The following is a 14254-nucleotide window of genomic DNA, read 5'->3' as shown; positions in this document are numbered from 1 at the left end:
GCCAGTTCTCTCGGGCCAGTTCTTCGGGGTGGTTTTCCATGCAGAAGCCTTCTGTCTCCGCGTCCTCCGATCCCGCGCCGGTCTATCTGCCCGCGCTCTGTCCGCTCGATCCGTCGCGTGCGGAACCGCTCCCGGTGCAGATCTTTCTCGCGCTCCACGCAGCCATGCGCGCCGGGCGTCTTCGCGGCGACATGACCCTGCCATCCAGTCGCGAGGCCGCGCGCAGCCTCGGCCTGTCGCGCAGCACACTGACATCGGCCTATGAACTATTGAGGGCCGAGGGGCTCCTCGACATCCGCCCGGGAAAGCGTCCGAAACTGTGCCTGCCGGTCATCCGCCCTGCGTCGCAGGAGGGACATGAGCCGCCCACCGTATCCTGTCGCGGAAGAGCGGCGATCCAGGACCTGCGCGCGGCATCCTATCGGGTGACGCAGGGACGTCTCGCACCCGGTATGCCCGATCCGGATCTGTTCCCCGCCGATCTCTGGGCGCGGCTTCTGCGGCGTCATGCGCGTCAGGACCATGGCGACTCCGCAGGTTATGGGTCCTATCACGGCAGTGCGACGCTGAGAGACGCCATAGCGGTCCGCCTGCGGAGCGATCGCGGGTTGACCGTCTCTCCGGAGCAGATCCTGATCACCCCCGGCACTCAGGCCTCTCTGACCCTGATCACGCAGCTCATGACCGATTCCGGTATGACGGTCGCCATGGAAACGCCCGGTTATCTGGGCGCCCGCGCGGCCTTTCTCTCGGCCGGAGCCCGGATCGTTCCCGTCCCGGTGGATGAGGACGGGTTTCGTGTCGACGCCCTGCCCGGGACGGCGCGTCTTATCTACATCACCCCGTCGAACCAGTTTCCGCTGGGCGTACGCATGAGCCTGCCGCGCCGTCTGGCCTTGCTGGCAAAGGCACGGGCGCAGGGCGCGCTCATTCTGGAAGACGATTACGACAGCGAGTTTCTCTGGCAGGGGCGGGAAATCGCGGCTCTTGCCGCCCATGGGGACGGTTCCGGCTGCGTCTATCTCGGCTCGGCGTCGAAAACACTGCTCCCGGGGCTGAGGCTCGGCTGGATGACCCTGCCGGAGCCGCTTGTCGCCCCTGCGCGGGCGATCCATCGCAATTTCGGCATGGCGGCGAACCTCCATGCGCAAGATGCGCTCGCCGCGCTGATGCAGACGGGTCAGTATCGCGCCCATCTGCGCAGGATCGCCCATATCTATTCCCGCAACGGCCAAAAGCTCCACGAGGCGCTTCGTGCGCTCGATGGCGTGAAGACGGCTCCCCCTTCCGGCGGGGTACAGCTCTGCGTCGGTCTCCGGAAAAGAGGGTACGAGATCGCCTGTCAGGAGGCACTCGGGCGGGCGGGGTATCGCGTGGGCCGCCTCTCGGCACTCCATGTGCCGTCAGACCCCGATGATTCCACGCCGCCCGGTTCTGCCCGGCAGAGTCACGACCCGTCATCCGCATCGGAGGACGAGGGGCTGATCATCGGTTTCGCCGCGCTGCGTGCCGATGATCCCGCCCGGATCGCGGAGATCCTGCGGCGCGTTCTCGGAGCATGATGCCCACGAAGCCGGAACATGGGGGCCGGATCAAGGGGTCCGGCTCACGAGGCCGGGGGAGCATGAGAGACACGGGAAAAGGCAGTGTGCCGCGGTCGATCAGGGCGCGCGCCATTGTCCGAGCGCACAGATATGCTGCCACTCCTCATGCGTGACCGGCGCGACCGACAGGCGGGACTGTTTCACCAGCGCCATACCGGCAAGTGCGGGATCGGCCTTGATCACAGCAAGAGAGACGGGTTTGCGCATCTCGCCATGAGCCCTGACATCGACGCACACCCAGCGTCGTTTCCCGCCCCCTTCTTTCCCACTGCCTTCCTTAACGGCCCCTTCCTCCGCGGCGGTCGGGTCGGGATAGGCTTCCCGCACGATTTCCACCACACCGACGATTTCGCGATCGCTCACGGAGTGATAGAAAAAAGCGAGATCGCCACAGCGCATGGCTGAGAGGTTGTTGCGCGCCTGATAGTTTCGCACCCCCGTCCAGGGCTCGGTCACGTTTTCGACCTGCTGCTGCCAGGAAAAGGCCTCCGGCTCGGATTTGATCAACCAGTACTGCACGATACACCTCGACTGACAGGGAAACTCTATCACCGTCACCGGAACAATCTGCACGCTCCGTTCTAGCCTTGACGGAGGCTTTGAGACTATCAGGACGGTTTCTGATCATGTTCCCATAACGGACGAAACGGAGACAGGGCTATATCTTGCCGTGATTCCAAGGGAGAAAAGTGAAGCGTGATTCATCCCTCGCCTTCTGCCGCAGCAGGACGCCCGTCAACCGGCGCCCTGCTGCACCGCTTCGCCAATCCCGGGCGTTTCCTGCGGCTGTCGCGCTGGCTGTTTCCCCTTCTCTCGATCGCAGCCATCGTCTGCCTCGCGGCAGGACTTGGCCTCGGCCTGTTCTTCTCCCCCGCAGACTGGCAGCAGGGCGATGCCGTGCGCATCATGTATGTTCATGTGCCCATGGCGATACTCGCCTCGTCCGGCTATGCCGCACTCGCCCTGTGCGGACTCCTTTCTCTCGTCTGGAAACATCCTCTCGCCGATCTCGCCGCGATGGAGATCGGCCCCGTCGGCGCCGTCGTGACGGCGCTCTGTCTGGCGACGGGTTCGTTATGGGGAAAACCCATGTGGGGCGCCTGGTGGGTCTGGGATGCGCGCCTGACCTCGGTGCTGGTTCTTTTCTTTCTCTATCTCGGCCATATCGCCCTGATCCGCGCATTCGACGATCCGCAGCGCGGCTTCCGGGCCGCTTCGATCCTGGCCATCGCGGGAGTGATCGACCTTCCGATCATCAAGTTCAGCGTCGCCTGGTGGAATACCCTGCACCAGCCGGACAGCATTACCCTGACCCATGCACCGAGCATGGCCATGTCGATGCTCGTGCCCCTTGCCATCAGCTTTGCAGGGTTCGCCCTCGGTTTCGCCGCTTTGGTAACCGGCCGGCTCGAAGCCGCGATACTCGAACACCGCGCCCAGCAGATCCTGACACGGCGGGCGGGAGCGCGCGCGTGACCCATCTTCCCTATATCCTCTCATCCTACGGCCTTACCGCCATTGCCGCCCTGTGGCTGTCCATCGCCCTCCGGCTGCGCCTCAAACGCGCGCGCGCGCGGCTGGCGGGGCTCGAGCGTGCGGCGCGCGCGCAAGAAAGACGCAGCCCATGAGCACGCCCTCCCATGACCGGCCTGCCGACCGGAATCCCGCCCGCGAGGGGCCTGCGACCAATGCAGGGCCTGACGGAGGCCGGCGCACCGCCACCCGGCGCATGACACGGAAAAGCCGCCGTCTGTGGTTGACCCTGACCTGTCTGATCTGCTTTTCCGCCGCGACCGCGCTCGTTCTCAACGCCTTTTCGTCGAGTATCGTCTTCTTCATGGCCCCATCGCAGATCCTCGCCAGACCGCCCGTTCCCGATCGGGTGATCCGCCTCGGCGGCATGGTGGTCGCGGGGTCGCTCAGGCGAACGGTCGAGGACAATGTGCCCGTGAACGTCTTCGACGTCACAGACGGACAGGCGGCCGTCACGGTGCGGTTCAGCGGCATTCTTCCCGATCTCTTCCGCGAGGGACAGAGCGTGGTCGCCCTCGGCACCTTCAGACCCGGCCATCCCTTCGCAGCGACGGAAGTGCTTGCGAAACATGACGAGACCTACATGCCCCGGGAGGTTGCCGAAGCGCTGAAACGCAGCGGCAAATGGGATCCCCGCTTCGGCAAGCCGCCCAGCGCGGGAAGCTGGGACAGCATGACCCGGAACGAGGCCCGCGAGATGACAGGACGATCCGCACAGTGATGGCGCTTCCCGGTGCAGAAGAGGGGCATTATGCGCTCGCTCTGGCCTGCGTGCTTGCCCTAGCACAGGGCGTTCTGCCGCTCTGGGGCGCAGCGCGTCGTCGTCGCACCCTGCTCGAGCTCGCACCCGCCCTATGCTTCGCACAGCTTGCTGCGCTTCTTCTGTCTTTCGCCTGCCTCGTGATATCCGCGGTCCGCGACGATTTCTCGGTCGAGAACGTCGCAGCCAATTCGGCCCTCAGCAAGCCATTGCTGTACAAGATCACGGGAGTCTGGGGGAACCACGAAGGGTCGATCCTGCTCTGGTGTCTCATTCTCGCCATCTGCGGCGGGGCGGTCGCCTGGTTCGGTCGCGGCCTGCCTCTGGTCCTCAAGGCGCGGGTTCTCGCCATTCTCGGGGCGGTCTCCACCGGGTTCCAGCTTTTCTGTCTGCTCACCTCCGATCCCTTCGCGCGGGTCTGGCCCGCTCCTGCCGACGGGCAAGGCATGAATCCCCTGCTTCAGGATCCGGGCCTCGCCTTCCATCCGCCCGTTCTCTACACGGGCTATGTCGGCTTTGCCGTACCCTTCGCCTTTGCCGTGGCCGCCCTGATCGAAGGGCGGGTCGATGCGGCCTGGGGGCGCTGGGTCCGGCCCTGGGCCGTAACGGCCTGGTGCTTTCTCACGCTCGGAATCGCGATGGGGTCGTGGTGGTCCTATTATGTGCTCGGCTGGGGCGGGTACTGGTTCTGGGATCCTGTCGAGAATGCCTCGCTCATTCCCTGGCTGACGGGCACGGCTCTGGTGCATTCCGCCATCGTGGTGGAAAAGCGCGATGCCCTGCGGATCTGGACCGTTCTGCTCGCCATCGCAACGTTTTCCTTCTCCCTCTCAGGCACCTTTCTGGTGCGGTCCGGGATACTCAATTCCGTTCATGCCTTTGCCAACGACCCGGCACGCGGCCTTTTCATCCTTCTCCTGCTCGCCCTCGTGATCGGCGGCTCGCTGCTTCTTTTCGCCTGGCGCGCGCCCTCGCTCGTATCGGGCGGCATCTTCGCGCCGCTCTCGCGCGAGGGCGGGCTCGTTCTCAACAACATCCTGCTCTGTGCGCTTTGCGCGGTGGTCGTCACGGGAACGATGTACCCGCCCTTCATGCAGATTCTCACGGGACGCACGCTTTCGGTCGGCAAACCCTTCTTCGACGCGACGACGATCCCGCTCGCCCTTCCCCTGATGGCCGCGATGGCCGCAGGCGTGCTCCTCCCCTGGAAGCGCGGACAGATGCGCCCCCTCCTGCGACGCCTGCGACCGGCAGCCGCTCTGGCTTTTCTGGGGCTGATCGGCGGACTCGCGACATGCACGGGGATTATCCCGGCCCTTTGTGCCGCCTTTGCGATCTGGGTGATCGCAGGCAGCGTGACCGATCTCGCACTGAGGCTCGGGCTGGGCCGGGGTCATGGAATGCTGAAACAGCGCCTTCCCCATCTGCCGCGCGCCGTCTGGGGCAGCGCCATCGCCCATATCGGTGCCGGTGTGACCGTGCTCGGTCTGACGGGCATGTCCCAGGCACAGCACAGGATCGTCGAACTCGGGATCGGCCAGTCGGTTCATCAGGGCGCGCTGGACTGGACCCTGACGGCGATCCGTCAGGAAAAAGGTCCGAACTACCGCGCGACCCTCGCCGATCTGACCGTGAGCCGAAACGGCAGGGAGATCGCGATCATGCATCCCTCGCGGCGCGACTTCACCGCTCAGCATCAGGTCACGACCGATGTGGCGATACGCACCAATCTCCTGCGCGATCTCTATGCCGCGCTGGGCGAAAGCCACGGAGAGGGAAAAGCCGCGCGCCATGTTCTGCGTCTGCATGTCAATCCGCTCGCACCCTGGATCTGGCTGGGCGGCGTGATCATGGCACTGGGCGGAGCGCTCTCCCTCTCTGACAGGCGCCATCGTTTCGGCGCCCCGCGAAAGCCCGGCGGACAGGGGGCGGGCAGGATCGCCCGCTCACCGTCCGGGACGGCAGACGGAACCGGAAGAGACCCCGAAGGAGTCGCATCATGACGATCCCGTCACGACGACGTCTGCTCATGGCTCTGCCCGTCGCCGGAGCCGGCGCACTCGGGCTCGGATGCTGGAAGATTCTCTCTTCGATGGAGGAAGGCGGGTTCGATCCACGGGCGATCCGCACGGAAGCGATGCGTCACCCTCTGCCTGACTTCTCGCTCGGGGGTCTTCCCGGCGCGGGAGAGGGCTTCGATACGCGGACGCTCTCCCGCACCGGGGAACCCGTTCTCGTCAATTTCTTCGCGTCGTGGTGCATTCCCTGCGTCGCCGAGATGGACGCGCTGCGAAAGATCGCCCGTTTCCTGCCCATCTGGGGGATTGCCTACAAGGACCGCCCGGAGGATGCCCGGCGTTTCGTCCTGCGCGACGGTTCGCCCTATCGCCGGATCGGCCTCGATCCGGACGGGATGACGGCCATCGAATGGGGGGTCACGGGCGTGCCGGAGAGTTTCCTCGTGCTTCCGGGCGGTCATATCGCCTGGCATGCCAGTGCGGCGCTCGACGCCCGCCAGTTCGAGGAGAAGGTTCTCCCCCTGACGCGAGAGGCGAAATGACCGGCGCTTCCCTCCGGCAGCGGCGCCCGGCTCTGCCTCGCTTGCTGGTGCTTCTCGCCCTGATCTCCTTTCTCTGGCCCGGAGGAACGCGAACGGGTTTCCCCTGGTCGGCAGCGCCCGCCTTCGCAGTCGATGCACCGTCGGAAATGCTTCCCGATCCCGCGCAGGAAAAGAGAGCGGAGGCGATAGGCGCCCGGCTCCGCTGTCTCGTCTGCCAGAACGAATCGATAGAGGATAGCAGTGCCGGGCTGGCGCGCGATCTGCGCCACGTCGTTCGAATCCATGTCGCGCGCGGCGAGAGCGATGCGCAGATCATGCGCTGGATGACACAACGCTATGGCGAATTCATACGGCTCAGCCCGCGCTTTTCGATAGCGACCTTCCTGCTCTGGGCGATGCCCGCTCTCGCCCTGATCGCCGGTCTGGGGCTGGCGGCGACGATGCTGCGCCGTGCGCGCCCGGCACCACCGCTCGACCCGCAGGAGCAGGCGCGTCTGGCCGACATATTGAAGGAAGAGGGAGAGCATCGCTCGTGAGCTGGTTCGGCTTCTTTCTCGTCACGGTCCTTGCTCTGGCCCCCGTCACGATCTTCATGCTGCGTGTGACGCGACAAGGCACGCGACATGCCGTCGACGCGCGACGTTCGGCGATGACGCTCTACCGGGCGCAACTGGCCGAGCTGGAACGCGACCGGGCGACCGGGGCGCTTCCGGAGGGAGAATATGCGCGCGCGCGGCTGGAGATCGAGCGGCGTCTTCTGGCGGCCGATTCCCTGGAGGAAGAGAGTTTCGACCGGGAAACCCGCGTCATGTCGCGTCTGGGACTCCTGTTGCTCGCGCTCCCCCTCTGCGGTGGGGCGCTCTATCTCGTCAACGGTCATCCGTCCTTGCCGAGCCAGCCTCATCATACCCGCGATCGCGTCGTTCCCCCCGGCATGAAGGCGCTTTTCGACAGGCTGGCCCATCAGGTCGACTCGATGACACCAGCAGACCCCGATTACGTGCGGCAGGCCATCCTGCTGGGACAGGTGGATGAAGCCATGGGGCAGGAAGACGATGCGATCCGGATCTATCGCAAGGCCCTCGCCCAGCGTTTCATCCCCGAACTCGCCCTTCAGATCGCCGAGCTCCAGTCGAAACGGGACGGTCATATCTCGCCCGACAGTCTCTCCCTCTACCGGCGGGCGCTCGATGCGGCGCCGCCCGATGCGCCCTGGAGAAAGGCGGTGGAAGCGCGGATCGCCGCAGGAGAACACGAAGGACCGGACTGACCGTCGGTTTTTCCTGTTGCGCCGCCGACATGCCTCGCGGCATGAGCGGTTCATGGTCCAGATCTCGCCCCGCCACCAGATGCGTTCGATCCTGACCGGAAGGCATCTTCCGGTTCCGCGCCCTCCCGCTCAGGAAAGCGTGGTTCTCTGCCCCGTCTGTCGTCAGAAGATGCAGCGTACGGATGAGGAGTGTCCGCATTGTCATGCGCAGCGGCATTTCGGGCCGACACGAAACGAGACCCTGACCAGCACCGCGATCGGCCTCGTCGCCACGCCAGCGCTTTCTCTCCTGCTGGTCTCGCTTTCCCTCTGGACGCTCGCTTTTGCGATCACCGGCACATTGGCAGGTTTCTTCGTGGCCCATAGCCGTCACAGCGGCGACAGGTGGCTGCGCAACCCGCGCTGACGACGCGGGCGCTGACGACACGGGCGCCGACGGCATGGGCGCCGACAGATACGAGCGCCGACTAATCGCAGCGATCGGGGGGGGAGGCTTCCCCTCCCGCTCTAGGGCGCGATCGGCACGACGATGCGACCGCGTACGGCACCCGACAGAAAAAGGGGTGCGGTCTCGATGACGCCGGACAGGGGACATGTGGCGATCATGGCCTCGAGCGTCTCGGGCGCCAGATCGCTGGCGAGACGCGACCATGCCTCCAGACGATCGGGCAGCGGACACATCACGCTGTCGATTCCCGCCAGCGTCACACCGCGCAGGATGAAGGGCGCGACAGAACCCGGCAGATCCATTCCCGCGGCGAGCCCGCATGTCGCCACGATGCCGCGATAGCGCGTCATCGAAAGCATGTTCGCAAGGACATGACTTCCCGCGACATCGATCCCAGCAGCCCAGCATTCCCTGCCGAGGGGTCTGACCTTTCCGGTCAGGACTTCCCGGTCGATCACGGAGGATGCACCAAGGGCGCGCAGATAGTCCGCCTCGGAGGCACGCCCTGTAACCGCCACCACAGAGAACCCCCGCGCCGCGAGCAGTGCCACGGCGACACTGCCCACGCCCCCGGCGGCGCCGCTGACGACGATCTCGCCCTTGTCAGGCGTGATTCCGTGTCGTTCGAGCGCCAGCACGCACAGCATCGCCGTATAACCCGCCGTGCCGATTGCCGCCGCCTGTCGCAGATCCATGCCCTCCGGCAGGGATACGAGCCAGTCTCCCTCGACCCGGGCACGCTCGGCGAGGCCGCCCCAGCGCGTCTCGCCCAGCCCCCACCCGTTGAGAATGACCCGATCGCCGGGACGGAATCGCGGATTGCTGCTCTGCGCGACCGTTCCGGCAAAATCGATACCGGGCACCATGGGGAAATTGCGGATGACGGGCGCCTTTCCGGTAATCGCCAAGGCATCCTTATAATTCAGGGTCGAACAGGCGATATCGACAAGTACATCGCCCTCCGGCAGAAGCGATTCGTCCACATCGCCCAGAGAAGCGATAGGCCTATCCGCAGTTTTCTCGATCAGGATCGCCTTCACGTTCGCTTCTCCGCACCATGTCGCGTTCAGGTTCCGGCGTTCGGGGGCCGGTTTCCGGGAAAAGGCCGTCCGCAGACCGGGCACGGCCTTGCCCATGGCGCCCTGCTCGCTGAGCGCCCCCCCGCTGAGCGCCCTGCCCGCTGAGCGCCAGACAGTCAGCCTCGCACAGGCGACGCACGGTCTCAACCGGATCGGTATCCCCCGTCGCCGCGGGAAGAGCGGGTTCCAGAGCAGGAAAGCGCCGCTCGGCGCGTTCCTGCGCAGTACAGACGATCCCCGGGGGTTTTTGTTCAGTAACAAGTTGCGTCTTTCAGCAATGCCGGTGAACCGCTATGGGCATGAACATGTCTGTTCCGGCCTCCCGCCCCGCGCGGCGCATTTCCCTGCCTTTGCGCGAGCGCTACATCCTGCGCCAGCTTCTGCTCGGGTTGCTCGGGATCACGAGCGGCGCGATCGCGCTCATCTGGCTCATGCAATCCCTGCGCTTCGTGTCGCTCGTGGTCGATCGCGGTCTGTCCCTGCGCGTCTTTCTCGAACTGACATCGCTCATGGTTCCGTCTTTTCTTGCGGTCATCCTGCCGATCACGACCTTTCTGGTCGTTCTTTTCGGCTATCAGCGCATGTCGGGAGACCGGGAACTCGCAGTCATGCAGGCAGCGGGCCTCTCGCCGTTCCAGCTCGCCCGTCCGGCGCTTGCATGCGCGGCCCTCACGACGCTTCTGTGCTATCTGCTCACGCTCTGGCTCGTTCCTGTCTCCTATCACGCGTTCCGGCGCTACGAATTCGAGATTCGCAACCGTATGGCCGCCTTCCTGCTGCAGGATGGCGTGTTCACCCAGCTCTCGAAGGATATGACCGTCTATGTCCGCTCGCGGGACCGCAACGGAGAGATGCATGGCGTCTTCGTCGAGGATGACCGGCAACCCCAGGCCCGTGCCACGATCCTGGCCGAACGCGGCAGCATGATCGTCGTGAACAATCAGCCCAGAGTGGTGCTCTTCAACGGATCGCGTCAGGAGATCGATCATCATACGGGCCGCCTGAACGTCCTCAGCTTCGCCCGCAACACGATCGACCTGACCACGCGCAAGCAGGCCGATTCCGAGATCCGCGATGCGACGGAGATGTCGCTGCACGAGCTGTTCCATCCCGATCCGCGCTATGTCGCGCAGCGCGACTGGGGCAAGTTTGCCGTGGAAGGCTGGCGACGTCTGACTGCGCCCCTGACGACGATGTCCTTCGTGATGATCGCCCTCATTGCCGTTCTGAGCGGGGCATTCTCCCGACATGGCAATATCAAGCGCCCGCTCGCGGCGATCCTGGCCATCGTGGGGCTGATGGCGATGAGTCTCATGCTCCAGAACCTCGCAGGCCGGAACCTGCGCCTCGTGCCGCTTCTGTGGGTGGTGGCCGTCGCACCGGCACTCGTCGGGGCGATCTGGCTGTTCGGGCGGGAAATCCTCGCACGCAAGCGGAAGTCGAACGATGGTGCGTAAGTTACTCCCTCTCCTTCACGGATCGGGATCGGGGGTCTCGGTCACGCTCTCGCTCTATATATCGCGTGTGTTCTCCCTGTTTGCCGTGGCCATGATCGCGGCGCTCACAGGGCTCGTCTCGCTGTTCGATTTCATCGATCTGCTGCGTCGCGTCGCGACCAAGCCCGATGTTCCGACGAGTCTCGTAACCGAGATCGCGGGGCTGCACGTTCCGTATTTCATGATCATGATCATGCCGTTCGGCATATTGCTCGGCGGGATCGTCTGCTTCTGGCGTCTCACGCGCTCGTCCGAGCTGATCGTCGCGCGCGCTGCGGGTATCTCGGCCTGGCAGTTTCTTGCAGCCCCTCTTGCCTGCGCGATCCTGATGGGGCTTTTCGGCACGCTTGCACTCTCGCCCCTGTCCTCCGCCATGTTCCGCAAGGCCGAGTTGCTCGACGAGGCCTATCTCAAGACCGGAGGCGGACCGCTCTCGCTCAATGGTGGTGCCCTGTGGCTGAGACAGCTCGACGACAGCGAAAGCGGAAAGGGCGTCGCCATCCTCCATGCGCGCAGGGTCCTGATGCACGACCATCATCTGCGGATCAACGATATCAGCATCTTCCGTCTGAACGGGCGCGACCAGATGGTGGTACGCATCGAGGCACCGCGCGGGGAGCTCGTCCGGGGCGCATGGAAGCTCGAGGATGCGGCAAGCGTGCGCCCCAATCATCTGCCCCTTCATATCGGGGAATATTATCTCCCCACGAACCTCACCCTCACCCGCGTCGAGCAGAGCTTCGCCTCGCCCGATACGCTTTCCGTCTGGTCCCTGCCCGGCTTCATTCATCTGCTCGAACGTTCCGGATTTTCATCCATCCGGCATCGACTGCACTTCCAGACTCTGTTAGCTCTGCCGATCCTGTGTGGTACGATGGCGCTCGTTTCGGCCGGGTTTTCGATGCGCCCGACCCGGCGCGGCGGCGTGGCCCGCATGCTCGGTTCGGGCATTGCCGCAGGGTTCGCGCTGTTCACAATATCGAAAGTGGCCGCGCAATTTGGTGAATCCGGCGCCCTGCCGCCCGTCATGGCGGCCTGGGCACCGACGGTCGCGGGTCTGTGTCTGGCTGTGGCCCTGCTATTGCATCTGGAGGATGGCTGATGTCGAACATGCGCGATGCGCGTAACAGGCGCAGGAGCTGGCTTGCCGCTTCCATGCTCGCGGGCGGCGCCACGTTCGGCCAGATTCCGCAGGCCGGTGCCACCATGCAGAGACAGACCGGCCCCAAGGTCGCCATCGGCAAACCGACCTCGCAATCCGACCCGGTGACCTATCTTGCGGATCAGGAAAGCTATACCAGATCCGGTGTCGCGACCTGGACCGGCAATGTCCAGGTCTGGCAGGGCGATCACGCCCTGCGCGCCGACAAGATCGTCTATGATCGCAATACCGGCGTTCTGACCGCGACGGGGCATGTCGCCATGGTCGAGCCGGATGGCAGTACGAGCTACGCACAGCAAGTCCAGCTGAGCAACGGGATGCATGACGGGATCGCACGGGCGATCTATTTCCGTATGGAAGACAATGCGAAGCTCGCTGCGAACGGGATGCGTCGTACCGACGGCAAGATCAACGACATGGCCAAGGCCGTCTATACGGCCTGCGCCATCTGTGCCGAACATCCGAGCCGCCCTCCCTTCTGGCAGCTGCGCGCCTATAACGCGACGCAGGATGCCGAGCACAAGCGCATCGAGTTCAGCCATGCCTATCTCGACATGCTGGGACTGCCGATCGTGTATCTGCCGCTCTTCTCCATGTCGGATCCGAGCGTGAAGCGACAGAGCGGCTTTCTGATGCCCGGTATCAGCCCGCATGACCGCTATCTGGGCACCTATTTCACGATCCCCTATTTCTGGGCCATCGACCGGCAGCAGGATCTGACCGTTCAGGGGCTGATCTCGAGCCGGACCGGCCCGCAGATCAGCGGCCAGTACAGAAACCAGCTCAATTTCGGCAAGGTCAATCTCACCGGCGGGATCGCGTACAGCACCCACAAGGAAGGGAGCTACGTCAATACGTTCGGCAATACCGTCAGCGGAACGAACGACAACGGAATCCAGGGCTATGTGCGCGGACGCGCGGTGTTCGATCTGGACGAGCACTGGCGTGCGGGGGCGAACGTCAATCTCGCCTCATCCGCCAACTACATGCGCGACTATCGAATCTCGGGCTACGGCAACGAAACGCTGAACTCGACGGCCTATCTCGAGGGATTCGGCGTCGGATCCTATACGCGCCTCGACGGGCAGTTCTACCAGGGCCTGAACCAGGGCGTCATCCGGAACTCCAACCTGCCCTTCGTCCTGCCGCGCCTCTCCTACGCATTCCAGGGCGAGACGGATCCACTGGGCGGCACGTTCTCGCTCAACACCACCAATTTCAACGTCTATCGCCCCGAGGGCGCACGGGACCAGCGCGGACAGATCCAGATGAACTGGAATCGTCCGTTCCATAACAGTCTGGGCCAGATGTGGCTCCTCACCGCACGGCTCGATGCCACCGTCTATCAGGCCAGTCATCTGACCGAGCAACCGCTCTATTACAACGATACCGGGACCCATACCTCAGGCTGGGTGCTGCCGACGGTCGCCCTGAAGATGAACTGGCCTTTCCTGCGCAGCTTCGCGCATGGTCATGGCTCCCAGATTCTCGAACCGATCGTGCAGGCCATCGCCGCACCGAACATGGGCAACAGCGCTGCCCGCATGATCCCGAACGAGGACAGCCTGCAATACGAGTTCACCGACAGCACGCTTTTCGCGCTCAATCGCTATACGGGAACCGACAGGCTCGATGGCGGTCTGCGCGGCAATATCGGCATTCACGGAAACTGGACGTGGCGCGGCCATGTCGTGGATTTCCTCGTGGGCGAGAGTATCCAGCAGCACATCACCCATAACCGGATCCCCTATTCCGGCCTGTCGCATCATCTGTCCTCTCCGGTGGGACGTATCCGGGTAAGCCCGAACCGTTATCTCGATCTGACAGCGCGCGGCCGCTACGATCCCTGGCGGAAGCGCTTCGATTACGGCGAGGGACTGGTGAGCGTCGGCGTGCCGGTATTCCACGTCAATGCGGGCTATATCTACGAACCGGTCACGCCCTATTATCTCTATGCCACGAATTACCGGAGAAATGGACCGACTCAGGTCTATTACACGCCGACCAACGAAATCACGTCGGGCGTCTCGACCCAGATCGGACAGTATCACGCCTCGGTCTATGGCCGACGCTCCCTGTCGCGTCATGAATTCGTCAGTCTCGGCGGTGATATCGGCTACAGCAACGACTGCTTCGGCTTGGACATCCTCGCGATCAAGCAATATACCTCCATCGGTGGCCAGCAGCGTAATACGACCGTGCTGTTCAACCTGACTTTCAAGACGATCGGTACCTTCGGAATCAATGGCTGACGGACGCGCAATGATCTCTCCTGCTCCCACCATCCGCACCGCCGGGCGCCCCGGCCCGCATCTGCCCCTGCGTGCCGCGCTCAGAGGCAT

14 protein-coding genes are annotated in these 14254 nt (G+C 64.2%); 12 read left to right on the top strand and 2 right to left on the bottom strand.

Annotated elements, in window-relative coordinates; genetic code table 11:
- Positions 1–38: 38 nt before the first annotated feature.
- Positions 39–1562 (top strand): MocR-like pyridoxine biosynthesis transcription factor PdxR, encoded by a 1524-nt coding sequence (gene pdxR / locus SSA02_RS02365; protein WP_147092292.1) that lies wholly within the window; start codon positions 39–41, stop codon positions 1560–1562.
- A 99-nt stretch (positions 1563–1661) separates the two neighbouring features.
- Here pdxR and SSA02_RS02360 read toward each other — a convergent pair whose 3' ends face one another.
- The gene (locus SSA02_RS02360) at positions 1662–2123 is read right to left on the bottom strand and encodes an EVE domain-containing protein (RefSeq protein WP_147092659.1); all 462 of its coding nucleotides are present in this window, start codon (positions 2121–2123) and stop codon (positions 1662–1664) included.
- 180 nt (positions 2124–2303) lie between these two features.
- Between SSA02_RS02360 and SSA02_RS02355 the strand changes: the two genes are divergently transcribed.
- The 8 genes from SSA02_RS02355 to SSA02_RS02320 all read left to right on the top strand — a co-directional run bounded on the left by SSA02_RS02355 (position 2304) and on the right by SSA02_RS02320 (position 8133).
- Positions 2304–3080 (top strand): heme ABC transporter permease, encoded by a 777-nt coding sequence (locus tag SSA02_RS02355; protein ID WP_147092658.1) that lies wholly within the window; start codon positions 2304–2306, stop codon positions 3078–3080.
- A complete protein-coding gene (gene ccmD, locus SSA02_RS02350; RefSeq protein WP_147092291.1) occupies positions 3077–3232 on the top strand; it encodes a heme exporter protein CcmD in 156 nt (51 codons plus the stop codon). The genes SSA02_RS02355 and ccmD overlap by 4 nt, the downstream gene beginning before the upstream one ends.
- Before the next feature lie 101 nt (positions 3233–3333).
- A complete protein-coding gene (gene ccmE, locus SSA02_RS02345) occupies positions 3334–3858 on the top strand; it encodes a cytochrome c maturation protein CcmE (protein ID WP_147092657.1) in 525 nt (174 codons plus the stop codon).
- The gene (locus SSA02_RS02340; RefSeq protein WP_147092290.1) at positions 3858–5900 is read left to right on the top strand and encodes a heme lyase CcmF/NrfE family subunit; all 2043 of its coding nucleotides are present in this window, start codon (positions 3858–3860) and stop codon (positions 5898–5900) included. The genes ccmE and SSA02_RS02340 overlap by 1 nt, the downstream gene beginning before the upstream one ends.
- Positions 5897–6457: a redoxin family protein gene (locus SSA02_RS02335; RefSeq protein WP_147092289.1), complete on the top strand. Its 561-nt coding sequence runs from the start codon at positions 5897–5899 to the stop codon at positions 6455–6457. Before SSA02_RS02340 ends, SSA02_RS02335 begins: the two co-directional genes overlap by 4 nt.
- Positions 6454–6993 (top strand): cytochrome c-type biogenesis protein, encoded by a 540-nt coding sequence (locus SSA02_RS02330; RefSeq protein WP_186807636.1) that lies wholly within the window; start codon positions 6454–6456, stop codon positions 6991–6993. Before SSA02_RS02335 ends, SSA02_RS02330 begins: the two co-directional genes overlap by 4 nt.
- Positions 6990–7727 (top strand): c-type cytochrome biogenesis protein CcmI, encoded by a 738-nt coding sequence (gene ccmI, locus SSA02_RS02325; RefSeq protein WP_186807635.1) that lies wholly within the window; start codon positions 6990–6992, stop codon positions 7725–7727. The genes SSA02_RS02330 and ccmI overlap by 4 nt, the downstream gene beginning before the upstream one ends.
- Positions 7728–7779: 52 nt before the next feature.
- Positions 7780–8133, top strand: coding sequence for a TFIIB-type zinc ribbon-containing protein (locus SSA02_RS02320; RefSeq protein WP_246103565.1), 354 nt, complete (start codon positions 7780–7782; stop codon positions 8131–8133).
- A 101-nt stretch (positions 8134–8234) separates the two neighbouring features.
- Here the strand turns inward: SSA02_RS02320 and acuI are convergent, their stop codons facing one another.
- The gene (gene acuI / locus SSA02_RS02315; protein ID WP_281287512.1) at positions 8235–9401 is read right to left on the bottom strand and encodes an acrylyl-CoA reductase (NADPH); all 1167 of its coding nucleotides are present in this window, start codon (positions 9399–9401) and stop codon (positions 8235–8237) included.
- A 152-nt stretch (positions 9402–9553) separates the two neighbouring features.
- On the opposite strand from acuI, the gene lptF reads away from it, so the two are divergent.
- From lptF to SSA02_RS02300, 3 genes are read left to right on the top strand one after another with little or no spacing between them, the layout of a single operon-like run.
- The gene (gene lptF, locus SSA02_RS02310; protein WP_246103564.1) at positions 9554–10711 is read left to right on the top strand and encodes an LPS export ABC transporter permease LptF; all 1158 of its coding nucleotides are present in this window, start codon (positions 9554–9556) and stop codon (positions 10709–10711) included.
- Positions 10701–11852: an LPS export ABC transporter permease LptG gene (gene lptG / locus SSA02_RS02305; protein WP_147092286.1), complete on the top strand. Its 1152-nt coding sequence runs from the start codon at positions 10701–10703 to the stop codon at positions 11850–11852. Before lptF ends, lptG begins: the two co-directional genes overlap by 11 nt.
- Positions 11852–14164 carry an LPS-assembly protein LptD gene (locus tag SSA02_RS02300; RefSeq protein WP_147092285.1) on the top strand — a complete coding sequence of 771 codons (2313 nt, stop codon included), beginning with the start codon at positions 11852–11854 and terminating at the stop codon, positions 14162–14164. Before lptG ends, SSA02_RS02300 begins: the two co-directional genes overlap by 1 nt.
- Positions 14165–14254 lie beyond the last annotated feature (90 nt).

This window comes from Swaminathania salitolerans (genome assembly GCF_007988945.1).
Lineage (GTDB): Bacteria > Pseudomonadota > Alphaproteobacteria > Acetobacterales > Acetobacteraceae > Swaminathania > Swaminathania salitolerans.
Note: the sequence above shows the minus strand (reverse complement) of the source record. Positions and strands in the feature narration are given on the sequence as shown.